This is a genomic window from Dolichospermum planctonicum, assembly GCF_005402965.1.
GTDB classification, from domain to species: domain Bacteria; phylum Cyanobacteriota; class Cyanobacteriia; order Cyanobacteriales; family Nostocaceae; genus Dolichospermum; species Dolichospermum planctonicum.
This window is the reverse complement of record NZ_BJCF01000002.1, coordinates 142,561-168,393: the sequence shown is the minus strand read 5'-3', so window position 1 is coordinate 168,393 and position 25,833 is coordinate 142,561. Positions and strand designations below refer to the sequence as shown.

The 25,833-nt window shown below is 36.3% G+C and carries 24 protein-coding genes; 12 read left to right on the top strand and 12 right to left on the bottom strand.

The window, feature by feature from the left end; all coding sequences use genetic code 11:
* Positions 1 to 16: 16 nt before the first annotated feature.
* On the bottom strand, positions 17 to 337 hold the full coding sequence (locus FFO06_RS01945; protein WP_137906514.1) for a DUF2973 domain-containing protein: 321 nt from the start codon (positions 335 to 337) through the stop codon (positions 17 to 19).
* 260 nt (positions 338 to 597) lie between these two features.
* Entirely contained in the window at positions 598 to 915 is a 318-nt protein-coding gene (locus FFO06_RS01940) for a DUF2605 domain-containing protein (RefSeq protein ID WP_137906513.1), read from the bottom strand.
* 359 nt (positions 916 to 1,274) lie between these two features.
* Between FFO06_RS01940 and thrS the strand changes: the two genes are divergently transcribed.
* The 6 genes from thrS (at position 1,275) to FFO06_RS01910 (ending at position 7,714) form a co-directional block, all read left to right on the top strand.
* Positions 1,275 to 3,095: a threonine--tRNA ligase gene (gene thrS, locus FFO06_RS01935; protein ID WP_137906512.1), complete on the top strand. Its 1,821-nt coding sequence runs from the start codon at positions 1,275 to 1,277 to the stop codon at positions 3,093 to 3,095.
* A gap of 469 nt (positions 3,096 to 3,564) precedes the next feature.
* Positions 3,565 to 3,747 carry an element excision factor XisH family protein gene (locus tag FFO06_RS01930; protein ID WP_137906511.1) on the top strand — a complete coding sequence of 61 codons (183 nt, stop codon included), beginning with the start codon at positions 3,565 to 3,567 and terminating at the stop codon, positions 3,745 to 3,747.
* A complete protein-coding gene (locus FFO06_RS01925) occupies positions 3,735 to 4,064 on the top strand; it encodes a XisI protein (RefSeq protein ID WP_137906510.1) in 330 nt (109 codons plus the stop codon). The genes FFO06_RS01930 and FFO06_RS01925 overlap by 13 nt, the downstream gene beginning before the upstream one ends.
* A gap of 283 nt (positions 4,065 to 4,347) precedes the next feature.
* Positions 4,348 to 6,042 (top strand): NAD(P)H-quinone oxidoreductase subunit 4, encoded by a 1,695-nt coding sequence (locus FFO06_RS01920; protein WP_137906509.1) that lies wholly within the window; start codon positions 4,348 to 4,350, stop codon positions 6,040 to 6,042.
* 125 nt (positions 6,043 to 6,167) lie between these two features.
* Positions 6,168 to 6,731, top strand: a complete 564-nt coding sequence (locus FFO06_RS01915; protein ID WP_137906508.1) for a hypothetical protein — start codon at positions 6,168 to 6,170, stop codon at positions 6,729 to 6,731.
* A 230-nt stretch (positions 6,732 to 6,961) separates the two neighbouring features.
* The gene (locus FFO06_RS01910; protein WP_137906507.1) at positions 6,962 to 7,714 is read left to right on the top strand and encodes an ABC transporter ATP-binding protein; all 753 of its coding nucleotides are present in this window, start codon (positions 6,962 to 6,964) and stop codon (positions 7,712 to 7,714) included.
* A gap of 36 nt (positions 7,715 to 7,750) precedes the next feature.
* Here FFO06_RS01910 and FFO06_RS01905 read toward each other — a convergent pair whose 3' ends face one another.
* Positions 7,751 to 8,521 (bottom strand): response regulator transcription factor, encoded by a 771-nt coding sequence (locus FFO06_RS01905; protein WP_137906506.1) that lies wholly within the window; start codon positions 8,519 to 8,521, stop codon positions 7,751 to 7,753.
* A 779-nt stretch (positions 8,522 to 9,300) separates the two neighbouring features.
* Here FFO06_RS01905 and FFO06_RS01900 point away from each other — a divergent pair.
* Positions 9,301 to 9,555, top strand: a complete 255-nt coding sequence (locus FFO06_RS01900; protein WP_028083035.1) for a DUF6761 family protein — start codon at positions 9,301 to 9,303, stop codon at positions 9,553 to 9,555.
* Between the two features lie 127 nt (positions 9,556 to 9,682).
* On the opposite strand, the gene FFO06_RS01895 is transcribed toward FFO06_RS01900, so the two are convergent.
* The 5 genes from FFO06_RS01895 to FFO06_RS01875 form a co-directional block, all read right to left on the bottom strand.
* The gene (locus FFO06_RS01895; protein ID WP_199290942.1) at positions 9,683 to 10,492 is read right to left on the bottom strand and encodes a hypothetical protein; all 810 of its coding nucleotides are present in this window, start codon (positions 10,490 to 10,492) and stop codon (positions 9,683 to 9,685) included.
* On the bottom strand, positions 10,470 to 14,786 hold the full coding sequence (locus FFO06_RS01890; protein WP_370743414.1) for an AAA domain-containing protein: 4,317 nt from the start codon (positions 14,784 to 14,786) through the stop codon (positions 10,470 to 10,472). The genes FFO06_RS01895 and FFO06_RS01890 overlap by 23 nt, the downstream gene beginning before the upstream one ends.
* A 125-nt stretch (positions 14,787 to 14,911) precedes the next feature.
* Positions 14,912 to 15,235, bottom strand: coding sequence for a Grx4 family monothiol glutaredoxin (gene grxD / locus FFO06_RS01885; protein ID WP_137906504.1), 324 nt, complete (start codon positions 15,233 to 15,235; stop codon positions 14,912 to 14,914).
* A gap of 89 nt (positions 15,236 to 15,324) precedes the next feature.
* Complete coding sequence (locus FFO06_RS01880) at positions 15,325 to 15,576, bottom strand: BolA family protein (RefSeq protein WP_137906503.1); 252 nt, start codon at positions 15,574 to 15,576, stop codon at positions 15,325 to 15,327.
* Between the two features lie 79 nt (positions 15,577 to 15,655).
* Positions 15,656 to 16,246, bottom strand: coding sequence for a hypothetical protein (locus tag FFO06_RS01875; protein ID WP_137906502.1), 591 nt, complete (start codon positions 16,244 to 16,246; stop codon positions 15,656 to 15,658).
* Between the two features lie 166 nt (positions 16,247 to 16,412).
* On the opposite strand from FFO06_RS01875, the gene FFO06_RS01870 reads away from it, so the two are divergent.
* Positions 16,413 to 18,530, top strand: coding sequence for a S8 family serine peptidase (locus FFO06_RS01870; RefSeq protein WP_137906501.1), 2,118 nt, complete (start codon positions 16,413 to 16,415; stop codon positions 18,528 to 18,530).
* Here FFO06_RS01870 and FFO06_RS01865 read toward each other — a convergent pair.
* The 4 genes from FFO06_RS01865 to grxC form a co-directional block, all read right to left on the bottom strand.
* Positions 18,444 to 19,346 carry a lysophospholipid acyltransferase family protein gene (locus FFO06_RS01865; protein WP_137906500.1) on the bottom strand — a complete coding sequence of 301 codons (903 nt, stop codon included), beginning with the start codon at positions 19,344 to 19,346 and terminating at the stop codon, positions 18,444 to 18,446. The genes FFO06_RS01870 and FFO06_RS01865 overlap by 87 nt on opposite strands.
* A 111-nt stretch (positions 19,347 to 19,457) precedes the next feature.
* Positions 19,458 to 19,898 (bottom strand): tRNA adenosine(34) deaminase TadA, encoded by a 441-nt coding sequence (tadA, locus tag FFO06_RS01860; protein WP_206753555.1) that lies wholly within the window; start codon positions 19,896 to 19,898, stop codon positions 19,458 to 19,460.
* A gap of 136 nt (positions 19,899 to 20,034) precedes the next feature.
* Positions 20,035 to 20,802: a Uma2 family endonuclease gene (locus FFO06_RS01855; protein WP_137906498.1), complete on the bottom strand. Its 768-nt coding sequence runs from the start codon at positions 20,800 to 20,802 to the stop codon at positions 20,035 to 20,037.
* A gap of 248 nt (positions 20,803 to 21,050) precedes the next feature.
* Positions 21,051 to 21,359, bottom strand: a complete 309-nt coding sequence (gene grxC / locus FFO06_RS01850; RefSeq protein WP_137906497.1) for a glutaredoxin 3 — start codon at positions 21,357 to 21,359, stop codon at positions 21,051 to 21,053.
* Positions 21,360 to 21,490: 131 nt separating this feature from the next.
* On the opposite strand from grxC, the gene FFO06_RS01845 reads away from it, so the two are divergent.
* The 4 genes from FFO06_RS01845 (at position 21,491) to FFO06_RS01825 (ending at position 25,819) form a co-directional block, all read left to right on the top strand.
* Positions 21,491 to 22,582, top strand: coding sequence for an amino acid ABC transporter substrate-binding protein (locus tag FFO06_RS01845; protein ID WP_137906496.1), 1,092 nt, complete (start codon positions 21,491 to 21,493; stop codon positions 22,580 to 22,582).
* 23 nt (positions 22,583 to 22,605) lie between these two features.
* Positions 22,606 to 23,532 carry an amino acid ABC transporter permease gene (locus tag FFO06_RS01840; RefSeq protein ID WP_137906495.1) on the top strand — a complete coding sequence of 309 codons (927 nt, stop codon included), beginning with the start codon at positions 22,606 to 22,608 and terminating at the stop codon, positions 23,530 to 23,532.
* A gap of 140 nt (positions 23,533 to 23,672) precedes the next feature.
* Positions 23,673 to 24,818 (top strand): amino acid ABC transporter permease, encoded by a 1,146-nt coding sequence (locus FFO06_RS01835; protein WP_137906540.1) that lies wholly within the window; start codon positions 23,673 to 23,675, stop codon positions 24,816 to 24,818.
* Positions 24,819 to 25,078: 260 nt separating this feature from the next.
* The gene (locus tag FFO06_RS01825; RefSeq protein WP_137906494.1) at positions 25,079 to 25,819 is read left to right on the top strand and encodes an amino acid ABC transporter ATP-binding protein; all 741 of its coding nucleotides are present in this window, start codon (positions 25,079 to 25,081) and stop codon (positions 25,817 to 25,819) included.
* Positions 25,820 to 25,833 lie beyond the last annotated feature (14 nt).

Genomic DNA, 25,833 nt, shown 5'->3' with positions numbered 1-25,833 from the left:
TGCGGTAGAGTATTAATTAAGCTCCTTCTGAATGATCAATTTTCTGACTAGGGGAAGATTCATAAAGAGCATCTAACTGTTCTCGCGCATCTTCAACATTAATGGAACGCATTACCAACAAAGGTTCTTTAATTATATTACCAGCACTGTCTAACAATTCAGGGTGGGGAACATATTGCCTTCTAGCTGCATAATAACCAAAACCACCTGGTGATGATTGGTTGCTAGAATAAGTCCTTTCCCTGTCAAAACTGAACATAATCAAATTCCGAATTAAATTACCAACGGCCATAAATGCCAGAACGGTGAAAGCTAAAATATAGAGTAGGTGTAGCATCGAGTTTTCCTCCAGAATAGCAAGGTTGAGAATGTTTTTTTGTAAAACTTAAACTCCGTAAATAAACTATCTACGGTAAAAGAGAATGTAAAATCCTGTACTTATGCCCCTATGTTATCTAGTGCAATCTTTATATTGAGATTAAGGTAACATGAGAGACATTATTTTTTTATGAAAACAATGTTAAGAATTGTCTGGTATTCTGACGATTTCCGGTTGATTTAGATTGATTTAGATTGATTTAGATTGTTTCAAAGGCTTTACAATTCCTTTAATTGACCTAAACGCATTCCCACACTCCAACATTCTGTAACTAATTGATGCCAAGGTGTTACGGTTGCCATATCAATTCCCACTTGTTTACCTGTGACTGTAAACAATATCTTGGCTGTGTTGAGTTCATTTTGTGCATTTTCAACTCGTTTTAGTAAGTTAAATTGCTCTTCTTCACTCATAAAAGGGATCTTCTCATTTTCCAGAATTTGGTGATATCGCTCAAACCAATATTGAAAATCCTCTAACAGCGGTTGTAAGACGGCTTCCAGTAAATCAGCATTTGGTAGATTTGATTCCTCCATATATGAGAAGCATATTTCCTAATTTTTTTTATATTAACGTTATTTACGATTCTTAACAATCAGTTCATAACTTCCTATCTGAAAAAATCTGTAACAATAGCGTACAGATCACAATTATATAAATTTGGCAATGGTGTTGTAAAGCCCCTTGGGAGTAACTCTAGATACCTCTAAAGGAAGAAATCAACCTGACAAAAAAAATCATCTGTCCCAAAGAGAGGACTAGAGTCCTGACTAGGAGCTAAGTGCAGTTTTTTGCTAAATTTAGGAGAAACCATAGCCAGTAGACTATTATTTATGTTGTAAAGATATTTTTTGTCAATTCTATTTTTAACACTTCGCCAAAAGTTTAACAGCCAATGTCGCCAAATCAAGAAACCCCAGCAGCCGAAAAAATCTATTTACCCCGTACCAGCGAGTCAGAAACATTAAAGAAGATTCGCCACACAGCTTCCCATATAATGGCCATGGCAGTACAAAAGCTGTTTCCCAAAGCGCAAGTCACAATTGGTCCTTGGATTGAAAATGGGTTTTATTATGATTTTGATAGCCCAGAACCCTTCAGCGATAAGGATTTGAAAACCATTCAAAAAGAAATGGTCAAAATTATTAATCGTAAATTACCATTAATTCGGGAAGAAGTCAGCCGCGAGGAAGCACAAGAGCGCATTGAAGCTATTAAAGAACCCTATAAGCTAGAGATTCTGGCCGATATCAAACAAGAACCCATCACAATTTACCATTTAGGAGACCAATGGTGGGATTTGTGCGCTGGTCCTCATGTAGAAAATACCAGCGAAATTAATCCCAAAGCTATAGAATTAGAAAGCGTTGCAGGTGCTTATTGGCGCGGTGATGAGAAAAAAGCTCAATTACAGCGCATTTATGCCACTGCTTGGGAAACTCCCGAACAACTGGCCGAGTACAAACGTCGCAAAGAAGAAGCTTTACGCCGTGACCATCGTAAAATAGGGAAAGAACTAGGATTATTTGTCTTTTCCGATTTAGTTGGACCTGGTTTACCCTTGTGGACTCCCAAAGGGACTTTATTAAGGACAATTTTAGAAGACTTCCTCAAAAAAGAACAGTTAAAACGGGGCTATTTACCTGTTGTTACTCCCCACATTGCCAGAGTTGATTTATTTAAAACATCAGGACACTGGCAGAAATACAAGGAAGATATGTTTCCGTTAATGGCTGAGGATGAGGAAGCAAAAGCCATAGAACAGGGTTTTGTTCTCAAACCAATGAACTGCCCTTTCCATATCCAAATATACAAGAGTGAATTACGCTCTTACCGGGAATTACCAATGCGGTTGGCGGAATTTGGCACAGTTTACCGTTATGAAAAATCGGGAGAATTGGGTGGTTTAACCAGAGTACGTGGTTTTACTGTTGATGATTCTCATTTATTTGTAACTCCCGAACAGCTAGATGGTGAATTTCTCAATGTTGTAGACTTGATTTTGAGCGTTTTCAAAAGTCTGCAATTAAAGAATTTTAAAGCTAGATTGAGTTTTCGTGACCCAGCCAGTGATAAATATATTGGTGGTGATGAAGTTTGGGATCAAGCAGAAGGGGCAATTCGTCGCGCTGTGCAACAATTAGGAATGGACTATTTTGAAGGAATTGGTGAAGCGGCTTTCTATGGTCCAAAACTCGATTTTATCTTCAGTGATGCTTTAGAACGGGAATGGCAATTAGGAACTGTGCAAGTAGATTATAATTTACCAGAACGGTTTGATTTAGAGTATGTCGCTGAAGATGGTTCGCGTAAACGCCCAGTAATGATCCACCGCGCTCCCTTTGGCTCGTTAGAGCGGTTAATAGGGATCTTGATTGAAGAGTACGCAGGTGATTTCCCGTTATGGTTAGCACCTGTGCAAATTAGGTTATTACCCGTAGGTGATTTGCAGTTAGATTTTAGTAAAGAGGTGGCTGCGAAGATGGTTGCATTCGGTATTCGTGCGGAAGTAGACACCAGTGGCGATCGCTTGGGTAAGTTAATTCGCAACGCAGAGAAGGAGAAAATCCCCGTAATGGCTGTAATAGGTGCAAAGGAAGTGGAAACCAACAGCTTGAGTATTCGTACCCGGGCTTCTGGGGAATTGGGAGCGATATCTGTAGATGAGGTTGTGAGTAAAATCACAGAAGCAATTACTAACTTTAGTAACTTCTAAAAAAGTAGGCTGGGTAAATTTGTCGTTCCCAGTCTGGAGACTGGGAATACAATATCAGAAGTAGTCAAAGTCGTCCAAGTAGGTTGGGTAGAACGAAGTGAAACCCAACACCAGGTGAATTGCTCAATCATACTGTATATTACCATCAGGGTGGGGTACAGATTATGCGGGCATCTTGCCCGCACCACAAGTGCGATCGCCTGATCTTGTAGGGTGCGTTAATGAAATGTAACGCACCTTATGTATGTTTATTTACTGATTTTCGGTGCGTTACGCTGTCGCTAACGCACCCTACATTTTTGTCGTGGTTGATAGCCTTTCCCTTGTTTCCTCACAAATCGATAAACCTAATTCTGTATAAACTGGGTTTTGTTACTATAATTTATCTTTCTAAATCTTTAATTGCCTTTTGAACCTTTCATCTGAGATATTATGCTATTAACAGTGGTTAAATAAGTTTAATTTATGTATGCCAGCTAAAGATTTATTTCATAATACAGTTAAAACAGCCCTGACAAAAGATGGATGGACAATAGATGTTTATGATGAGTTTTTTAGTCGGAAGTTTATTCAAAGAATAATTGGCGAATATGACCTAAAATTACTGATTTTTAACCCAGATCAAGAGGAGATTGTGATATGGAGAGACTAAATTACAAAGAAATAGTCCAAACAATTCTGGAAGGTCACGCAAGAAATCGCCCAAATAATCAAACAGAAGTCAAATTGATATTTGATACGGATCGTGATCATTATCAAGTTATTAATATTGGTTGGCAAGAACTAACGCGAATATTTGGTTGTATTATTTACGTAGAAATTAAAGATGGCAAAATTTGGATTGAACGCGATGGCACAGAAATCGGAGTAGCTAATGAATTAGTAGAAGCTGGAGTTCCTAAACAAGATATAGTTTTGGGTTTTAAAGCTCCATACAAACGGAAATTTACCGATTTTGCTGCTAGTTGAAGCATATATAATTCTGCTAAAATACGGTAATTAGAGAAGTTACGCTATCGCTAACTTTTTTAATTACGGAAGAAAAGGCGATCGCGCCAGCATTACACACAAATGGTATAATTTTAAACTATTATCTAGACAAACCAATTTTTTAAACTTTTCAATCCTCATCATAAGATATTTTTAAGTAAATATTTTCTTATACTCACCTTGGGTAAAAACTTATAAAGAAATTGTTAAAAAGTTTAGTACAATAATCTGATTAGACAAATAAGTATATTTTCCTATTGACATGATAGCGGATCAATTTCCTTGGCTTACCGCAATTGTCCTATTTCCACTCCTGGCTTCCTTTCTTATCCCCCTATTCCCTGATAAGGACGGCAAGGTTGTCCGTTGGTACGCGCTAGGTGTAGGTATAGCAGACTTTGTTTTGATGTGTTTAGCTTTTTGGCAGCATTATGATGCCAGTAATGCTAGTTTTCAACTCGTAGAAAATTACGTTTGGATGCCCCAATTAGGCTTAAATTGGTCGGTTTCCGTTGATGGTATTTCCGCTCCCTTGGTGCTTTTAGCAGGTTTTGTTACCACCCTTGCCATTTTTTCCGCTTGGCAAGTTGATCGCAGACCCAAGCTCTTTTACTTTCTCATGCTTGTGTTATATTCTGCACAAGTTGGAGTATTTGTCGCCCAAGACTTGCTATTATTTTTCATTATGTGGGAAGTGGAACTCATTCCCGTATATCTACTAGTCTGTATTTGGGGTGGACAAAGACGACGCTACGCAGCTACTAAATTTCTCATTTACACCGCAGCAGCCTCTATATTTATCTTGGTAGCAGCGCTCGGACTGGGTTTATATGGCGGTGGAAATGTCACATTTGATATCGCTCAACTCGCACACAAAGAATATCCCCTCACCTTCCAACTAGTACTATACGCGGGTTTATTAATTGCCTTTGGCGTAAAATTGGCAATTTTTCCCCTACATACTTGGCTACCTGATGCTCACGGTGAAGCTTCTTCTCCAGTATCTATGATTTTAGCCGGTGTACTCTTAAAAATGGGCGGATATGGACTAATTCGCCTCAATCTTGACATACTTTCCGACGCTCATGTTTACTTTGCTCCTATTCTCGTTATTCTCGGTGTTGTCAACATTATCTATGGTGCTTTAAATTCCTTCGCTCAAACGAACATGAAACGTCGTTTGGCCTATTCCTCAATCTCTCACATGGGTTTTGTCCTCATAGGAATTGCATCTTTTACCGATTTGGGTATCAATGGCGCAATGTTACAAATGATATCCCATGGTTTAATTGCTTCTGTCTTATTCTTTCTCGCAGGTGTCACCTATGATCGCTCTCATACTATGATGATGGCAGAAATGGGTGGTATTGGTCAAGCAATGCCAAAAGTATTTGCTCTATTTACAATGGGAGCTATGGCTTCTTTAGCTTTACCAGGAATGAGTGGTTTTGTTGGTGAACTTTCTGTATTTGTGGGTATCACTACTAGTGATGTTTACACTACCACTTTTTGCACTGTTACGGTTTTTCTCGCTGCTGTAGGGGTTATCCTCACACCCATTTATCTCCTTTCCATGCTACGTCAAGTATTTTACGGTTCTGGTGCAGACCTGATCTGTGATATTAACAATGCAAGTATTCAAAATCAAGAAGATGAAGGGACTGCTTGTTTTGGTACAGATTGTCTTTTACCAACGGAAACTGTGTATACTGATGCTAGGCCACGAGAGATTTTCATTGCTGCTTCTTTTCTAGTGTTAATTATTGGCATTGGTTTTTATCCTAAAATTGCCATGCAAATGTATGATGCAACAACTGTAGCTGTGAATACTCATGTTCGCCAATCTTATACTATTATCTCCCAAACTAATCCCCGTGTTTATGCTGGTGGTTTGTTAAATCCCCAAGTTAATAATACTGAGTTAACTCCTGTTTTGGGAATTTTACAACAATCTTAGGCTACATCAGGGCTTTTTTTCTCACGCCAAGACGCTTTAGATGCAGAGAGTTTTATGTTGATGGTTTTGTCAAATTTTGGTGGTTTTATCGTTACGATAAATATATCGTTAATGATTGTAGCACCATGACGGCTAATTTAACTAATGGTTTAACCTCTGTTTTTCGTCTTTCTCCTCTGATTCGGATCACTTTGTTAAGTTTATATTTAGCGTTAACGGTTCCTTTACCGTTTTTAGCTCAGTTAACAGCCGCAACTATTCCTCCCTGGTTATTATGGATAGGAATTGGTTGCGGTTTTATTTTGTTATATGCTGTTTTGACTGAAAGGGTGATTTTAGATGAGGAAGGGATTAAGGTTACTTACTCGGTTTGGTTTTCTCAGTTTTTTCGTCGCGGTTGGAGTTTATCATGGTCGGAAGTAAAAGAGTTAAAGCCACGAACGACTGGACAAGGTGGTTTAGTATATTATTTTATTACTCAGGATGGTAAGGCTTATTTATTACCTATGCGAATGTCTGGATTTTCTAAGTTTATCAATATTGTCGCCGCAAAAACTGGTATTGATACTCAAGATGTTCGTCCTTTATCACAGCCTTGGATGTATTTAATTTTGTTAGCTTTGACTTTATTATTGCTGTTAGTAGATATTTGGACTATTCAAGCTGCATTAGTTATGGGTCATGGGTAATAAGTATTTGGGTGATTAAATTTCAATAAATTATTTGGCATTGTATATCTGATTTGATGCTTTAATTTAGCAATGCCAATAATTTAATTCTGTAATTATCTCAATTTAACCAAGAAAGGTTACAATATAAATTGTAAATTTTTACATTAAGAATGTATTAAATTACATTAAGAATGTATTAAATTACATTAAAATCTTAATTACTTACATTAAAAATGTAGTCTATTATTATGCTTATACTAAAATCTGTTAGTTTATCTAGACGTTTACAGAATCAACATCAATATCCGATTTTACAGAATATTTCTTTTAGAGTATCACCAGGCGATCGCTTCGCTATTGTTGGTCCATCTGGTGCTGGTAAAACTTCTTTATTACGTCTGATTAATCGGCTAAATGAACCTACTAGCGGGAAAATATATTTTAAAAATCAGGAATATGACAAAATTCCTGTAATTCAACTTCGTCAACAGATAATGCTTGTGCAACAAGAATCTAAACTGTTGGGGATGACAGTGGGAGAAAATTTAGCTTATCCTTTAATTTTGCGTGGTTTACCTAAACCAACTATTCAGGAAAAAGTCAGTTATTGGCGGGAAAAACTGCAAATTCCTGAACAATGGTTAGGACGGACAGAAGTACAACTTTCTGGAGGACAAAAACAGTTAATTGCGATCGCTCGCGCTTTAGTTACCGAACCGGAAATTTTACTATTAGATGAGCCTACGTCGGCGTTAGACGCTCCCGCAATTACTAATTTAATTAATATCCTCACTCAATCAAATCAAGCCCATTCTTCGGCAATTTTGATGGTAAATCGGCAAAGGGATTTAGTGCAGGAGTTTTGTACTCATGTTTTACATCTTCAGCAAGGTCAATTAGTGGTTAATCAACCTGCGGCTGAAGTAGATTGGGAAAACTTAGCAGTCACCCTGACAGCAGCAGAAAGCCAAGAATTAGAAGAATGGACAATTAGTTATTAATCAGTGGTCATTTTATCTGTTAAGAGTTCCCTGGAATCAAGAACTTTGAGCGGTTAATACGGGAAGTTGATTAGTAAATCTTTCTCTTGGTAATTTCGCTTGTTGTTGAGCGATATTAGCATTCAAAATTTCCATGTTAAATCGGTATCCAACATTACGAATAGTTTGGATTAAACTGGGTTGACGAGGATCAAGTTCCACCTTCTTCCGCAGCGATAAAACATGAGTATCAATGGTACGCGGGTTATCAATAGCGTCAGGCCAAGCACGACGCAATAATTCTGATCTACTTAAAGGCACTCCTCCAGCTTGTGCTAAGACGTACAATAAACTAAATTCCTGGGGGGTCAAGTCAATAAATTCCCCTTGGAAACGAACCCGACGCTGGACTAAATCAATTTGCAAACTGCCATAATCTAAATAAGCTGGTGCATTAGGTGTGCGGTGACGACGAAGAATGGCCTCAACCCTAGCCAAAAATTCCTGCATTCCAAAGGGTTTGCTTAAATAATCATCTGCTCCTGCTTTTAAACCGGCAACAATATCGGCTTCATTGGTACGAGCAGATAACATCAAAATTAAAGGCTGTTGTTGACGATGTAACCAGCGGCACAACTCCATACCATCGCCATCGGATAAATCCGCATCTAAAATGATTAGAGTTGGTTGATGGCTTTGAAATACTTCTTTTGCTTGATAAATACTGGCAGCTTGATGAACTCGGTATTCTAGTTGTTGCAAGTGCCAACCCAATAACGATCTCAGATGGGGATTCCCCTCAACAATTTCAATACAAACCGAACCCACAGTGGCAAAACCCCTTAGCGTTGATGAATCTCAAATTAACAATCTCGTGGTCAAGGTTTTGTAGTTTTTGTTACCTCAATGAAGATATTCTTCACATTTCCCTCAAGAAAACCTTGCAAAAAATTTATTTTTTACTTTATTTGCAATAAAGCAGGTGGCTTTATTAAATTATTATTACATTTACATTCTCTAAACTCAAATTGCTATTTGTCTAGGGTGGTTTAGTAATTTCTGGTAACTGGTATAAAATTGTTTACTTGCCAACCTCTACCTATGATTAAACTTTAATTTGAGTCATTTGTCCTACTCCTAAAGAGATATGATAAACTCAGATAACAATCATTTATCAAAGGGAGTAGGATAAAATTCACACCTGATTATGACTCTTAGTTAAACAAGACTTGTTTTCTATCCATGAGGTGGCTAAGAATTTATAAAACTTGATTATACAGGTTTGGACTATGGCTAAATTTGTATTCCTCAAGAAAGACGCACAAAAATTGGAGCAATATCAATTAGCCTCTGTGATTATCAATACCAGGTTAACACGACGCTAGATTGCTAAATCTAACTTTTGACAAAGAATCGTAAAAACACACTACAAAATCACCTTATGTCCAGTTTTTTGGCCTAGGATCTAATTAAGTTTTTAGCTGCTGAGGGGTTTGATCCAAAGTCAAAATATTACTTATGAGTTAATACATAAGCAGGAAGTGATACTTCATTGAGCGTGAATCATCATCTACAATTCTCATTCCCAAGAGACTAATACAGCAGTTATGCTCCAAGACACACAAACCATCCGCTACTACCAAAGACTTACCGACGCCTTCGTCGAATTATGGAATCGCGGTTATCGTATGGATGATATGCGGATGTATTTGGATGGATACCTAGCCGCACTCAGACATAGTAATATCATTGAACCCTACTGGATTCATCGCTTAGAAGAGGAAGCCAGCCGCTACTTGCATGATGTATCTAATTTTACAATGGTTCAACCGGAACCAGAAAGACAACATCGCTACTACTAAAGGTAGATTCTGATTTGATCAAGTAGCTACCATCTGACGACAGCGACTGTAGTACAATTTTTGATACTCCCCTCAGTTTGATGCTGCTGAGGGGAATTTTGCTGTTGTTGGTTACAAGTGATGGTAATTAATTGGGATATTGAGATAATTTCTCGAGAGATATTTTTTCTTGATGATATAGTTCTTGAATCTTTTTTGTGGCGGGTTCTAAAATCTCCTTTCCCCTTCTGATTTGAATATCTAATTTATTTTGATTTTGATCAAAAATCACAAATAGTGATATATTTCTGGCAATAGTTTGTTTACTACCTCGCAATTTAAAATCAGTGACAAATTTACCTGCTGTGGGGACATGAAGAGCTAAATCGGAAGATTGAATAATTTCCTGAATATCCGCAAGTTGTAAATTAGAAAGTGCTGGAGTTTCTTGTTGAATATTGATAAACTTAATTAAATCTAGTTGGTTTTGGTTAATTATTATATGATCTAATTGTTCATATTGAAATGTAATTGTTCCTAGTAAATTATCAGTAATGGCATAAATTTGGACGGAATATGGAGGTTTAGGAACAGAACCTTGTTTATAGAATAAACTTCCTTCTGGGGTGACAGTAATTTGCGGTGTATTTGCTAGAGTTTGTAAAGATTGAAGATTAGCAATGGTACTTTTAACAAATACAGAATCAAGTCCTAAAATAGATGCTAATTCATTAGCTGTAGGGGGGGGATTAAATTCCATACCAGCGCGAATAATAAACTCTTCTAAAACATTAAATTTCCGAGGTTCTTTAATAGTTAATTCTAGGAAATTTTGCGTTACATGATAGTAAAATTGACGTGCTAATAAAACCGATGAATAAGGGTTTTCAGCTTCAATTTTATCAACTAAATATTTCAAATTATTATCAATTATTTTAACTACAGAAGCAGGAAACATCAATAAAACCTCCATGATGATTAACAATGTTTGCAACCTCAGAATACATATTACCTACTGTACCAGATTTACCTGTAAATAAATCGTGACAACCGACAATAATTAACAATTCTTGAGCGCGAGAAAAAGCCACATTCACCCGTTCTGGTTTATTTGCAAATCCCACATCTCCTTGATGATTATTCCTGACCATACTCACAATTACCACTGGTCTTTCCATACCTTGAAATCTATCAACTGTACCCGTTCTAATTTGTAAAGAGGGAAAAAATTCAGATTGCAAACGTTCATCAATTTTTCTTAATTGAGCGCCATAAAATGTAATTACAGCTATTTCTTTTTTTGGTTCTCCATTCGCAACTTTATGAAACCAAACCTGCTCAAATTGGTGACAAATATTTTCAATTACATCAATTTCTTTAGTATTCACAAATGAAGTGCCATTGCGTTCTTCTTGAAATTCATTTTCTCTAGGCATTTTTACCCAACATAAATGATGATCAGGTTGAATGATTTTCCCTGCTAAATTATGAGCGCGTTTCCTATCAGGTTCTAAAATGCCACATTCTAATTTACCATGATAAAATTGATTAATTGCTCCCATGATCATGGGGTGCATTCGATATTGAGTATTCAGCATTTTCTTGATACTTTTATCAGCAATTTCAAACTGACTTTTAAATAATGATTCTTCTAAAAATTGCAATTCTTCTCTAGAATTACCCATGGATTGCGCCACTTCTGCCACTGTGCTAGTATCAAGCATAGGAGGTAATTGCCGATGATCTCCTACCATGACTAATTTTTTACCTTTCAACGCGGGAATTAGTAACTCTGGGGGAGTGCATTTACTAACTTCATCTATAATTACAACATCAAAAGATTGAAATTCTTCGGAGAAACTATAATTTGCAGCTTGAACACAAGTAATACCGACAACGTTAGCATTATCTAAATAAATTCGTCTTAAATCATTACTATCTTGTTCGGAAGGTTGACGTAATTTTGTAATCCAATCTTGAACAAAATTTTGATATTTATCTAGATAATTTTCTTCGTTTTGGAGTTGTTGTTTCCATGATTTTAATTTATTTATGACCTTGGTTAAAAACTCTAAATTAAATAAATCATGGTGAGATAATTCTGGCTTAAATTTATCTGGTATAATTTGCCAAGTTGACTCCCACCAATTCCGTTCTATAATTAAATTGTCTGATAATTGTAATTGTAATTTGTCTTCTAGATCAGATATTTCTATTTGTAATTGTTCAAGTTGCTCTTGATAAACATCAGTTTGTTCTTGCAAATTTATAAATTGCTGATTTAAAGCGTCTTTAATTGTTTCTAAAATGGTAAAGGGTGCTAATGATGAAATCAGAGTTTCTAATTCATAAATACGATTTTCCCAAAACTTAACTTGTTGAGAAAATTCCTGTGGTTGTTCCCAAATATTTGCTTGTTTAGTTAGATACTTTTCTGTGAAATTTCTTAATTGATGAGGTATATTTTGCTGTTTATGAATTGCTTGTAAATTATTAATAACTGCTGCAAGTTTTAAATTAGCAGCTTGTTTACTCTTTTCTAACTGAGTTTTAGCTTCAGATATTTGTTGGGAAGAAATTACATTTTCTGGAAGTTCTTGAAATTGCTGTTTTAAAATTTGCAATTGTTGTTGAGCTTCGGTTTTGACTTTTAAAACACATTGACGCGCATTAATTAAGATCATCTCTAGTAGTTCTTGGGTAATGCGGTTAAGAGTAGCTTCAATATTATTCCATTCAAAGGACTTACCATAAGTTTTTTCCAATCTAATTAAAAAAACTTGAATATTTTCAATTAGCAATTTCCTCTGTTTAGGGTTAAGAATTTGATAATTTTTTAACTCTTGATAGGTTTTTTGCCACTGAGTCTGATCACTTTTTGATAATACTATGGGAATTTGATTAAAACTTTGTTGTAAAAAATAACTAAAATTATGCTGTTTACCTTTTCTATCAGTAAAATTTCCCTCTATTTCATAAGCTATGGCTTTTGTTAATACTCCCCAAGCTGGTAAACTGATTTTATAATTTTTGGGAACAATAGGTAATTTTAAGTTTTGAGCAAACATCAATAAACCTAATGGTAAATTTACCATATTTTCTGTTAAAAGTAAATCAGATTGTTGACATTCTTTCAAAACTTGATATAAATTATTATAACCTGTAGATTTCCATTCTACAACTGCTTCAACAATATAATCAATTTCCCGTTGACGATTTTCCCAGATTTGGATTGTTGGTTGTATATTATTGTGAATACTAAATTTTTGCAAATCTGTTTCTAATTTCTGTAAAGATACAGAATTTTGTTGAAAAATATCAACTAATTCCGCTACTTCCGCAATAGCTAAAGCGAGATTATTAATATCTTTTAATCCAGCTTTAAATTCAGAAAGTTGAGTTATAATGGTTTCCTGTAACCAAACTGCTAAACCAAATACACCAAAATCAGGACGGACAAAACCAAGTTCCTCAATACATTTAATAGCTTGAATTACATTTTCTCGGAAAATCTCTACTTGTTTGTTATTTTCTGTATAGGGTTGAATATGGGTTAAGAAATCCTTGATTTCTAGAGATTCCCAGTCTATATTTTGGGAATTTTTTAGTATATTCCCTAAACCAGTAATTAAGGATGCAATTTCATTTTTATTTAATAAAATTTGATCATATTTAGTTTTTTGGTTTTGATAAATTGTCTTTAAATTCTCTTTTTCTGCTTTCAGTTCATTTTGTTGCTGATTAAACTGTTCTTCAAATATATAATAGTTTGTAAATCGTGGTAATAATGGTAATAATTGAGTTAAAATTGTAATATTTCCCTGACGTTGACTGAGATTATTTTCGCAGTCAGTAGCGGTATTTTGTAACCATGTACTAATTACTTGATCTTCTAAAAATGGCTGTCCTTCTTCTCCAACTTTTTCGGCTCTTCCCTTTCTAATAGCACGAATAAGGGGATTATGAACTAAGCGACTGAGGGCGTTATCAACCGCTAAATTCGCTTGTGAGGTAATTAATGTCCGTCCCCCGCGTAATGCTACCTGATAGCAAATTTCTGCAATTACTGTTGTTTTTCCTGTACCGGGTGGTCCTTGAATTAAAACTAAATCTTCTGCGGAAAGTACCTTTTCCACTGCGGTTTTTTGTCCAGCATTAGCAGAAGACAACAATAAATCTTGTGATTTCAGTTTCACTCTTTTTGTAATAGTTCTCGCTTGAGAAGCGTCAAATAGAAAATTACCTAAATAGGGGTTTTGAGTCCTTCCTTGTCTTAACTGTTCTAAAGCTTTTTCTTTACGTTCGATTTGTTTGATGTCTCCAGCAGCATCAAAAAATATGTAACCATTATTGGGAAGTTGATAATTACCTTTGGCTATATATTCAATTAATTCTCTTTCTAGTCGAATATTAATAAGATTATGTTTTTGATCAATTTTTTCAATAGTTCCTAATTGACGACTGTTACGGCGATTTTTTTCTGTGGGGACAGAATCTAAAAATTTAACTTCCTGATTTTTGGCTTTTTTGACCCGTTCCCAAAAGTTTTCTAAACCTAAAAAATGTTCTTCAGAACCATCTAAAGTAGCCGAATTAATTTTAATTTCTAAAGTGATTTGTCGAGAATTTGAGCGGTTATTATTTTTATTGATAAAAAATACGCAAAATTGACGAGATTTAGCAATATTTTCTTCAACCTTTAAAAAAGCTTTCCATGCTTGAAGTTGATCTTCTGTAGGAACATGATTTCCGCAAATTGGTATATTTTTTATTTTTGCCAATAATCGTGTGGGAATATCAAGACGCTCTTGATAATTAGGAATTAAACATAACCAATAAAGTACAGCATAACCGTCAACAATTCCCCGCAATTCTGGTAATAAATAAGCTGATAAAATTTTAAAACCTCCAGATCCGTCTTGACGAACAGCAGCTTTAAATCCTAAAGTCTTTCCTAATTTTTTCAGTCTTTTTGGTAATTGAAAATTATCTTGGTCTGTGGCTATAATTAATTCCCAAATTTCTTCTCCTGGTTCTTTTCCAGTCCCTTGACGACGAATATAAAAACAACCAGGTTGTTTACCAACTAAATCAAATAATAATTCATTTGCACGTTCTCGCCGTTCTCGAAAATCAGGATATAATTGTACAGATGATTGACCCTCAAAATGGCGAATTAAATTATCAACCGCTGTACCTATGAATGTATAACCACAGTCTTCTATATTTGTTTTATTATTCATATTTTTCATCAAAAATGTGGTAATTTAGGCATAAATAATTTTCAACTTATGAGCATTAATTTAAAATTGCAAATCTAATAAAAATAAGGTGTCGGGTTGCGTTCCTTAACCCAACCTACACCTAATAGTTGATATTAAGAAGCCAGGGCTACTTCTACCATTTGTTGTAATTCACCTTTGTTGTACATTTCGATCAAAATATCAGAACCGCCAACGAATTGGCCATTAATATATACTTGGGGGATTGTTGGCCAGTTGGAATATTCTTTGATTCCTTGACGAATGTCTTGATCTGCAAGTACGTCAAGAGTTTCAAAGGGAACTCCTAATGTATTGAGAATTTGCACAACGTTATTAGAGAAACCACATTGGGGCATTAATTTGTTACCCTTCATGAAAACCATAATTTTGTTTTCTTCTACCAAAGTATCAATTCTTTCTTTAAGTTCTGGGGTCATGATTAGTTATTTCCTGCGTTGTTAAAAGTTAAAAGTCAAAATTCAAGGCAATTTTAGATTTTGTTCAAGGCAAAATCCTAAATCTCAAATTAGTTTACTACTTGCCAAGCTTCGGGAGTGTAGGTTTTCAGAGCTAAAGCATGAATAGCTTCGCTGGACATGGCTTGTTTCAATGCGCCATAAACTAGCTGGTGTTGTTGCACTAGTCCCTTATCTACAAACTGCGATGAAACTACTGTCACCTGATAGTGATCACCACCACCCGTCAAGTCTTGTACTTGCACTTGGGCATCTGGCAGTTGTGCCTTGATCATTCCCTCTACCTGTTGCGGACTCATCATCGCAATTCCTGAAAAAACTTTACTTCTCTATTATTAACAGATATCTAACTCTTGGTTGTTGCTAATTAACTTATGCTGATTATTTTTTGTTTGGACGAGAATAGGGTGCATCCACAAAACCTAATTCAAATAATTGTTGATAAGCTTTTCCCCCCAGTTCCCTCGTGGGGTTTTGACTTTTAATGATTTGCACTAGCAAAGGTATGGCTAGTTCTGGCTGATTTTGCGCTCGATATACTAAGGCTAACTGGTAGCTGGCTTCATCTCGCTTTTGGGCAGTTGCTAAGGCTTTTTGGCGCTGGGAATCGGATAAACGAATGTCAATACCTCCAAAACTAGAATTTAATTCTTGATAAAAGCTGGATAACTGATTATAAACCTGGCGTGCTTCTTGGAGTTTTTTGGCTGCTAAAGCGTAGTTTTGACTAGAAATCGCTTGATCTGCTTCTTTCATTAAGCGATCGCCTGCCGCTATACTCAAGATATTATTACCCTGTCCAGCGGGACTGAGGGTGTTAGTCTTATCCCCAGTCGTCGGTTTAGTTTCACTAACAGGATTAATAGGAACTGAGGGCTTTTTTACCTGAGCTTCAGCAGATGATGATATGCCTAAAAACGCTATAAATGATAAGCAGCTAAAGCGAATTAATAGATCCGTAGCAACATTCATGAGGTTAATTAGTAAAATAATTATGGAAAAAATTTGAAAAACTTGATGTATTTTAACTCTCTTTGTACCGATGATAAAGTCAAGTGACTGAAAAAATTTCTCTGGCAAAGGACTAAACAGGCAAGAGCCAAGAGGCCAATTAATTTTCAACTAATCCCAATTTTTTATGAGTGATAATATTAATTCTCCAGATTTTCTCGAACCAGATGTCACAAATAGCGACGAAGCATTAATTTTACAACGCAGTGGCGAAGAGTTGATACTAGAAAAAACATTATATCGCTTCACTATCCGTCCTAATGCTAACTTTACACGTGAGCAAGTATCACAAATACGTGGATGTGTATGGCGGCGCAGTATATCCCAGGCAAAGTTAGAACTGTATACGGTTTTTCCTGAGCAGCTAGAAACAGTAATGTCTCAAGTACGTGCTGATAAAAATGTAGACTTTGTGAGTCATGTTTATAAACTTGAAAATAATCCCGGTAGTTTGGTTTATCTAAGTGATCAAATCACAATTCAATTTGCTACTTGGGTAGATATGAATAAAATTAATATTATTGCCAATAGATTTAATTTAGTTCAAGATCAACCAGTTGTAGGAATGTCGAATACTTTTATTTTTCTGGTGAGTAAACAAGCTAAACAAAACCCAATTAAAATCACGAATCAATTACAAAAACTGTCAGAAGTTTTAGCCGCAGAACCAAATATTATCATTCAACAAGAACCTCATTATCGGCCCAAAGATTCCCTTTATCCTCAACAGTGGTATCTCAATCACAATGGGGGGAATCAATTGGTAGCGGGTTCTCACATTTCCGTAGAACAAGCTTGGGATACTACTCGCGGTGTTCGTTCTATTATCGTCGCTGTAGTAGATGATTCCTTTGACTTGAATCACCCAGATTTTCAAGGTAATGGTAAAATTGTTGCTCCTAGAGATTTAAAAGAAAATGATTTTTTACCCTTACCAGGAGAAAAAGAAACTAGTCATGGTACTGCTTGCGCGGGACTAGCTGTAGCAGAAGAAAATGGCACGGGAATTGTCGGAGTTGCTCCTGGTTGTGCAATGATGCCCATTCGGACTACCGGTTTTTTAGATGATCAATCAATTGAGGATGTTTTTAATTGGACGGTGGAAAAGGGAGCAAGTGTAATTTCTTGTAGTTGGGGAGCTTCTGCTGTTTATTTTCCCCTTTCTATCCGTCAAAGGGCAGCTATTAGTCATGCTGCTACCAATGGACGCAATGGTAAAGGATGTGTAATTGTTTTTGCAGCCGGAAATACTAACCGTCCGATTAATGGGACTATCAATGAACAAAATTGGCCGAAAAATATTGTGAAAGGTAACACAAATTGGTTAAGCGGTTTTGCAGTTCATCCTGATGTAATTACCGTGTCGGCTTCCACTAGTTTGAATAAAAAAGCTGCTTATAGTAATTGGGGAGATAATATTTCTGTTTGCGCTCCTAGTAATAATGCTCCTCCGGGAATGTGGTTTCAAGAAACCGGTTTTGTTTATACACAACCGGCAATTGTCTCTTCTCTGTTTGGGTTGGGAATCTTGACTGCAGATCAATTAGGAGCAGCAGGTTATGATGCTGGAAACTTTACTAATAACTTTGGTGGTACTTCTAGCGCCACTCCCATAGTCGCAGGAGTAGCAGCTTTAGTATTATCAGCTAATCCTGATTTAACGGCTCAACAAGTTAAACAGATTCTTCAAGATACTGCTGATAAAATTATTGATAATAGCCCTGATCCTCAATTGAATATTGATGGGGGTACTTATGATAGTAATGGTCATAGTCAATGGTTTGGTTATGGGAAAGTCAATGCAGCTAAGGCTGTGAGACTAGCAAAACAAATGGGTGTCGTTGCCCAAATTACTAATGAACAAACACAGGTAAAAAATACTCAAGTTGTGAATATTCCTGATAATGATCAAGAGGGAATTAAAAGTGCGATCGCTATTAATGAAGCTGCTAATATTGGTGATATCCAAGTTACGGTTAATATCACCCATGATTTTTTAGGAGATTTAGAAATTTATTTAATTGCTCCTAACAATCAGCGGATTTTATTGCAAAGTCGCACATTAGGCCGTCGTAACCAATTACAAAATACTTACACAGTGCGATCACATCCAGCCCTGAAACAATTACTTTCCCTACCCGCACAAGGTAACTGGGAATTACAAGTTATTGACTACGCTGCCCTGGATGTGGGCAAACTTAATCACTGGGAATTGGTAATTGGATTGGACACGGGAAGTAGTTGATGTATAGCAGGGGGAGGGAGGAGAAGCAGGGGAGGAATTTTCTGGTTCTATGTTCCTTCTGACTCCTGACTCCTGACTTAATTGTTTTAATTGATGGGTTAAATCTGCTGTGAGCCTTTTAGCTTCCAGCTTGAAATTTCCATTTAGATAATCTGTGACTTTGATAGGTTCATCAATGCGAATGTTGACATCTGCACCCCAGTGAGGATAGGATTCGCTGTATTGGATGCTAACAGGTATAACTTTAATCCCCAGCCCTGGGTATTTAGATTCAGCATTTAAGGCTAAACGGGCTATTCCTGGCTTCAGCAGGTGAACTTGACCATCACGATGGATATCACCTTCAGGATAAATAACTAACATTTCCCCTTGTTGCATTAACTCTATTGTATGACGGAGAGTAGCGATCGCTGGACGTTGAGTATTGACCGGGAAACCGCCCATTCTGAGAATAAACCAACCTTGTAACCCCTGACATTCATCAATTGTCACCATAAATCGCATATCTCTACCTGTGAGATGACGACCAGCAGCGTAGGGTAAAACTAATGAATCCCAGCGAGAACGATGGGTAGGAGCAAGAATTACCGGACCACTTTTGGGGATATTTTCTAGTCCAGTAATTTTAATCTGCCTAAAGAAAGATGGCAGAATGATATAACGTCCAATAAAATACCCTAAAGGAATTAACCAAGGGGAAATCCCTGGTATACTGTGAGCTATCAAAGGCCTCCGAGCGGAGTTGAGGTGAGAACTTACAGACTTATTTATGGTTTGTGAATGACGGGTAGTAGAAGCAGAGTCTGATTTAATCATTACGGTGGCTAGTTTTTAGAAGAATAAAAAATTACACAAATTGCTTATGTCCACCGTATATTTTCTTGGGTAGTTTTTGTTTTCCCATCTGGACAGTTTTATCTGTGTCTGTTATTTTTGCTGACGTTGGGTAGCAAACCAATTTTGTAATTGTTCTCGACAGTCTGATTCCAGAATACCTCCTAGCACTTTTAGACGGTGATTAGACGCAGGGTGATCAGGGATGTTGAGAACAGTCCGAATTGCGCCAGTTTTGGTATCGTCCACTCCATAGATCAATTTTCCCAATCGTGCATGAACTATAGCACCGGCACACATCGGACAGGGTTCTAGAGTGACATATAATGTACATTGATGCAAGCGCCAACTTTGTAAAATTTGACTAGCAGCGCGAATCGCCATAATTTCCGCGTGTGCGGTAGGGTCTTGATCCCGTTCTTTCCGGTTTTCTCCTACAGCAATCAGGTGGTTATTTGTGTTAACAATTACAGCACCAACGGGAACTTCACCCGCATCACCCGCTGCTCGTGCTAATTCTAGGGCGTGATTCATCCATTTTCTATGTATTAAATATTCTGGTAATTCCAGCATATATTTATATTTATTATTGATTTATATTTATTATTGTGGTCAGTTATTATTGATTTCAATTAGGTGCGTTACGAAGACAGCTAACGCACCCTACTATTTAAGGTAAATTACTCGGATCAATCCCCTGGGATTTTAAGTACGCTATTAGCCGTTCTTTCTCTTGACGTTCTTGTTCAGCCCGTTGACGTTCTTGTTCAGCCCGTTGACGTTCTTCTACAATCTTTTCTACAGACCAAGGTAGTAAATTACCTGCTTCATTCCACCACCTTAACCAATATCCAGTTCTAGCTTCTTTTTCCCCCCACCAAGTTCCCAAAAATAAGCCCATTGCGTCAATCCAATGTAGACCATTTTCATCGGGTTGTTTTAACTCGTAGCGACCATTCTCCAGTTGATATAATTCCAATAAACCGCCATCTGGATCAAAAATTACATAGATGGGAACTTGCAAAATTTGCTCGTAAAAAAACCATTTTCCCGGTGGATATGTGCGTTTAAAAGAATATTCTCCACCTTCCTGATCTGATAAAAATTCTATAACTATAGCGGGAATATCTCCTTCTAAATTCGGTGTGTAGCTTTTGCGTTCAGGTAAAATTTCTTTGACTGCGGGAATATATAACCAATCAGGTGCTTTAGCAATAAATTTACCGTCTAATGTCGCACATAAACCAAAATTCGAGGCTATCAACATCTGCGGTTGAATAAAACCCCCAATTTCTAAACTTTCTCGCAAAGCACCAGCCAAAAGTGGCTGTCCTGTATTTTCCACCGGTTCGTCCTCTAACTGAAAATCATCGGGTAAGGCTTCCCAAGAGATTACCAGTTCAGTGGGAGATTTGATTTCACTGATTTGGGTGATCATAATCACTGCCTCTGGTTGATTTGTTTTTATTTTATCTGATACAATATTAGAACAGCTAAAAATCAGGCGATCGCTATGATTATGATATAGCTATAAACTGTACTACATTTAAGTATAATTCTAGCGGTACTACATTTAAGTATAATTCTAGCGGTACTACATTTAAGTATAATTCTAGCGGGCAAGATGCCCGCACTACAACATCTAGTTAAATTTGGGTGATTTGGTTTATTTAAACCAAGTCATCATCAGTGTAAATAAAGAAGATCATCCAGTTGACCTTTCGTATCTAGACGATACAGATCATCACAACCGCCAATGTGTTGATTATTAATAAATATTTGGGGAACGCTGCGGCGATTATTAGCGCGTATGGACATACTTTCCCTGGCTATTTCATCACCGTCAATTTTGTATTCTGTAAAATTAACACCTTTCCACCATAGTAGCATTTTCGCACGGATGCAGTAGGGGCAAGTTTGCCAAGTATAAATCTCTACATTGGCTTTGACGCGCTCTGGATGACGACCGAGAAAGGAATTGAGAAAATTTAGCATATTGTTAATTGGGAAGTTTGGTTTTAATTAAATGTGATCCTCGATAGATCTTTGATATATCTTGTGCTTTTTTGACGTTTTTGTGCAAAACTTAGATTAGATCGGGATTAAATATCGCTCATTGCTTACTTATGAAGTCTAGGAAATTATTTACTATTGGACCTATTATATCTGGTATTGTCACACTGAAGTTAATATTTTCTCTAACTGCTTGTAGTGATCAACCGCAAACGCCAGGGGGTAAGGTTAATACTCCCCAAGGACAGGTTACTCGCGTGATCGGTCATCGCATTAAAAGCCGTGGTCAGCTTGTTTGTGGAATTAGCGGTGAATTACCGGGATTTAGTTTTGTGGGGACTGACGGTAAATATAGCGGTATTGATGTTGATATTTGTCGGGCTGTAGCAGCGGCGATATTTGATAATCCAGACGCAGTAGAATACCGTCCCCTTAACGCTAAAGAGAGATTTACAGCTTTACAAACTGGAGAAGTAGACATTTTGAGTCGCAATACCAGCTGGACTTTTAGCCGTGGGACTGCTCAGGGTTTAGAGTTTGCACCTGTGGTATTTTATGATGGTCAGGCGGTTATGGTGCGCAAAAATAGGAATATTAAATCTATTAAAGACCTGAAAGACAAAGCTATTTGTGTCCAAACAGGGACGACAACCGAACAGAATTTAGCAGACCAAATGCGGAAACGGGATTTGACTTATAAACCCGTTGTTTTTGAGGATGTAAATGTTACCTTTGCTACTTATGTAGAAGGACGTTGTGATGCTGTCACCACAGACCGTTCTGGTTTGGTTTCCCGGTACGCAACCCTACCGAAACCGGAAGATAACATCATTTTAGATGATATTCTTTCTTCTGAACCCCTGGCGCCAGCAGTTGCTAAGGGTGATACTCAATGGAGTGATATAGTTAAGTGGACTGTTTATGCTTTGATCAAAGGTGAAGAATTGGGAATTAATTCTCAAAATTTATCACAGTTTGCAAATAGTAAAGATCCCGATATTAAACGTTTTTTAGGAACAGAAGGAAACTTGGGAGCAGGAATTGGTTTAACAAATGATTTCGCAGCCAGAATTATTAAACACGTTGGTAATTATGGCGAAATTTATGAACGCAATTTGGGAACCAAGACAAAACTAAATCTCCCTCGTGGTCAAAATCAATTAGCGACAAAAGGAGGATTACTCTATTCCCCACCCTTCCGGTAATACTATAATACTAAATTAAAATAATGACTAATTCTAAACCTCCTTTATGGCGTGATCATCGTTTTTGGCAAAATGCTATTCAGTTAATTTTTGTATTTTTAGCAGTATTTATAGTCGTGATATTGTGGAGTAATGTCAGACGGAATTTACAGCAATTAGGAATTCAATTTGGATTTAATTTTCTCAAGCAACAAGCATCTTTTGATATTGGTGAAACTATCGTTAATTATCAACCAACGGATACTTATAATTATGCTTTATTAGTGGGATTAATTAATTCTTTACGAATAGCAATAATGAGTATCTTACTAACTACAATTGTGGGAATTACTGCGGGAATTTCTAGACTATCAGATAATTGGTTAGTCAGGAAGATTAGTTTTGTTTATGTGGAGATTTTTCGGAATACACCATTATTATTACAATTGCTATTTTGGTATTTTGCAATTTTCTTGAGTTTCCCCAAAGCCGAAAATAAAATTTCTGTTTTCGGTTTCGCTAACTTTAGTCAAAATGGCATTGAATTTCCTTGGTTTACCTTGTCTCCAGAGTTTTCTAGTTTGTTATTAGGGTTAACTTTTTACACGGGTGCGTTTATTGCGGAAATTGTGCGGGGGGGAATTAAATCAGTTCCTCAAGGACAATGGGAAGCAGCAACATCTCTGGGTTTAAAGCCAGGTTTAGCAATGCAATTGGTAATTTTTCCTCAAGCTTTAAGGGTGATTATTCCCCCATTAACTAGTCAATATCTCAGTTTAACAAAAAATTCCAGTTTAGCGATCGCTATCGGTTATCCTGATATTTATTTTGTTGCTTCTACTACTTTTAACCAAACTGGAAAAGCCGTGGAGGTAATGCTATTGATTATGATTACTTATCTGATTTTGAGTTTAGTTATTTCTCTAATTATGAATTTATTTAATCGTTCTGTTCAAATTCAGGAAAGATAAAAAATAGCAATTTTATTTGATTTGTGAACAGGATTTATTTTTTATCGAACCACAGAGGCACAGAGGCCACAGAGGAAGAGAGGAAGAGATTTTATGTTTATGGTACGCTATAGGAAAATATTTTATTTAGGATCTCTATGATGATTAAGTTTATTTGGTTAAGAGAAAATCTGTTTAATAATTGGTACAATTGTTTATTAACTGTTGTTTGTTCGATTTTTCTATTTTGGCTATTTCAAGGATTTGCAATTTGGTTAATTACTAAGGCACAATGGCAAGTAGTTGCAGTTAATTTACATTTATTTTTGGTGGGAAGGTTTCCCCAGAATTTATATTGGCGAATTTGGCTGGTTTTGGGAATATCTACAACTTTAACCGCAATTACTGGGGGTGCTTTTACTAAAGAAGCAATATTCACAAAACGCAATTCTCTAATTTTTGGTTTTATTGTTGGGGTTTTATTATTAATTTTACCTCTACCATTAACTAGTCGTTTGTCTTTATTATTAATTACAGGTTTAATAATTTTAGGTGTGATAATTGGTCAAAAATTTGCTCAAATTATCACACCTTGGCTTTCCCTAATGTGGTTATTATCCTTTCCGATAATTATCTGGTTAATTGGTGGTGGTTTAGGGTTACAAGCTGTATCTACAAATTTATGGAATGGTTTATTACTAACCCTATTAATAGCAATAATTAGTATTGTGCTTTCCTTCCCCATAGGAGTTTTACTCGCATTAGGAAGAACAAGTAATTTACCTGTAGTGCGGTGGTTTTCTATTCTTTATATTGAAATTGTCAGAGGATTACCATTAATTGGTATTTTGTTTTTAGCCCAAGTTATGTTACCTTTATTCTTACCAGCAGATTTGCGTTTAGATAGATTATTCAGAAGTATTGTGGGACTAATATTATTTAGTGGAGCATACATGGCCGAAAACGTGCGTGGAGGACTACAATCAATTTCCAGGGGACAAATAGAAGCAGGAAAAGCATTAGGATTAAATACACCCTTATTACTCACATTAGTAATATTACCTCAAGCATTACGCGCAGTTATTCCTGCAATTGTGGGTCAATTTATTGGCTTATTTAAAGATACATCTCTTTTATCATTAGTGGGATTAGTGGAATTAACAGGAATGGCACGTTCCATATTAGCCCAACCGCAATTTTTAGGAAGATATGCAGAAGTCTATTTATTTATTGGTTTGATTTATTGGCTATTTTGTTATTCAATGTCCTTAGCTGCTAAAAAATTAGAAAACCAATTAAATAACTAATTTTAATGAAACTTAATAAAACATCTATTCCTTTCTGACTCTGAGTCCTCTGTGCCTCTGTGGTTGGTTAAAAAAAATTCAAAAAAAAGTAAAATATGACAGAAAAAAACCCGATAATAATTGCCGAAAATACCCATAAATGGTATGGTAAATTTCATGTTCTCCAAAGAGTAAGCTGAACGCTTCTTCCTCTTTTACTCTGAGTCCTCTGTGCCTCTGTGGTTAGTTAAAAAAGATTCAAATTCAAAAAAGAGTAAAATATGACAGAAATAAAACCGATAATAATTGCCGAAAATGTCCATAAATGGTATGGTAAATTTCATGTTCTCCAAGGTATAAGTTTAAGTGTAGAAAGAGGAGAGGTAGTTGTTTTAATGGGTCCTTCTGGTTCAGGGAAATCAACTTTTATTCGTACGTTTAATGCTTTAGAAGCATATCAAAAAGGAATTATTAGTATTGACGGAATTATCCTCAGTCATGATTTAAGAAACATTGAAACAATTCGTCGAGAAGTGGGAATGGTATTTCAGCAATTTAACTTATTCCCCCATTTAACAGTTTTACAAAATATCACTTTAGCGCCAATATATGTCCGCAAAATATCCAAAGTAAAAGCGGAAGAATTAGCAATGCAATTATTAGAAAGAGTGGGAATTTTAGCACAAGCACAAAAATATCCCGGACAATTATCTGGTGGACAACAACAGCGAGTGGCTATAGCGCGTGCATTAGCAATGCAACCTAAGATTATGCTATTTGATGAACCGACATCAGCATTAGATCCAGAAATGGTGAGAGAAGTTTTAGATGTCATGGGAAATCTCGCTAGTGAGGGAATGACAATGGTAGTTGTTACCCATGAAGTGGGATTTGCGCGAGAAGTTGCTGATAGAGTGGTACTAATGGATAGCGGTTTATTAGTTGAATCTTCTACCCCCGACACTTTTTTTACTAATCCCAAAGAAGAGAGAACTAAGAAATTTTTATCACAAATTCTCTAAATTATCTCTACATT

Excerpts from the sequence above, each read along its gene's own strand:
- FFO06_RS01945 (WP_137906514.1), bottom strand. The coding sequence starts at position 337 with ATGCTACACCTACTCTATATTTTAGCTTTCACCGTTCTGGCATTTATG.
- FFO06_RS01940 (WP_137906513.1), bottom strand. The coding sequence starts at position 915 with ATGGAGGAATCAAATCTACCAAATGCTGATTTACTGGAAGCCGTCTTA.
- thrS (WP_137906512.1), top strand. The coding sequence starts at position 1,275 with ATGTCGCCAAATCAAGAAACCCCAGCAGCCGAAAAAATCTATTTACCC.
- FFO06_RS01930 (WP_137906511.1), top strand. The coding sequence starts at position 3,565 with ATGCCAGCTAAAGATTTATTTCATAATACAGTTAAAACAGCCCTGACA.
- FFO06_RS01925 (WP_137906510.1), top strand. The coding sequence starts at position 3,735 with ATGGAGAGACTAAATTACAAAGAAATAGTCCAAACAATTCTGGAAGGT.
- FFO06_RS01920 (WP_137906509.1), top strand. The coding sequence starts at position 4,348 with ATGATAGCGGATCAATTTCCTTGGCTTACCGCAATTGTCCTATTTCCA.
- FFO06_RS01915 (WP_137906508.1), top strand. The coding sequence starts at position 6,168 with ATGACGGCTAATTTAACTAATGGTTTAACCTCTGTTTTTCGTCTTTCT.
- FFO06_RS01910 (WP_137906507.1), top strand. The coding sequence starts at position 6,962 with ATGCTTATACTAAAATCTGTTAGTTTATCTAGACGTTTACAGAATCAA.
- FFO06_RS01900 (WP_028083035.1), top strand. The coding sequence starts at position 9,301 with ATGCTCCAAGACACACAAACCATCCGCTACTACCAAAGACTTACCGAC.
- FFO06_RS01895 (WP_199290942.1), bottom strand. The coding sequence starts at position 10,492 with ATGTTTCCTGCTTCTGTAGTTAAAATAATTGATAATAATTTGAAATAT.
- FFO06_RS01890 (WP_370743414.1), bottom strand. The coding sequence starts at position 14,786 with ATGAAAAATATGAATAATAAAACAAATATAGAAGACTGTGGTTATACA.
- grxD (WP_137906504.1), bottom strand. The coding sequence starts at position 15,235 with ATGACCCCAGAACTTAAAGAAAGAATTGATACTTTGGTAGAAGAAAAC.
- FFO06_RS01880 (WP_137906503.1), bottom strand. The coding sequence starts at position 15,576 with ATGATGAGTCCGCAACAGGTAGAGGGAATGATCAAGGCACAACTGCCA.
- FFO06_RS01875 (WP_137906502.1), bottom strand. The coding sequence starts at position 16,246 with ATGAATGTTGCTACGGATCTATTAATTCGCTTTAGCTGCTTATCATTT.
- FFO06_RS01870 (WP_137906501.1), top strand. The coding sequence starts at position 16,413 with ATGAGTGATAATATTAATTCTCCAGATTTTCTCGAACCAGATGTCACA.
- FFO06_RS01865 (WP_137906500.1), bottom strand. The coding sequence starts at position 19,346 with ATGATTAAATCAGACTCTGCTTCTACTACCCGTCATTCACAAACCATA.
- tadA (WP_206753555.1), bottom strand. The coding sequence starts at position 19,898 with ATGAATCACGCCCTAGAATTAGCACGAGCAGCGGGTGATGCGGGTGAA.
- FFO06_RS01855 (WP_137906498.1), bottom strand. The coding sequence starts at position 20,802 with ATGATCACCCAAATCAGTGAAATCAAATCTCCCACTGAACTGGTAATC.
- grxC (WP_137906497.1), bottom strand. The coding sequence starts at position 21,359 with ATGCTAAATTTTCTCAATTCCTTTCTCGGTCGTCATCCAGAGCGCGTC.
- FFO06_RS01845 (WP_137906496.1), top strand. The coding sequence starts at position 21,491 with ATGAAGTCTAGGAAATTATTTACTATTGGACCTATTATATCTGGTATT.
- FFO06_RS01840 (WP_137906495.1), top strand. The coding sequence starts at position 22,606 with ATGACTAATTCTAAACCTCCTTTATGGCGTGATCATCGTTTTTGGCAA.
- FFO06_RS01835 (WP_137906540.1), top strand. The coding sequence starts at position 23,673 with ATGATTAAGTTTATTTGGTTAAGAGAAAATCTGTTTAATAATTGGTAC.
- FFO06_RS01825 (WP_137906494.1), top strand. The coding sequence starts at position 25,079 with ATGACAGAAATAAAACCGATAATAATTGCCGAAAATGTCCATAAATGG.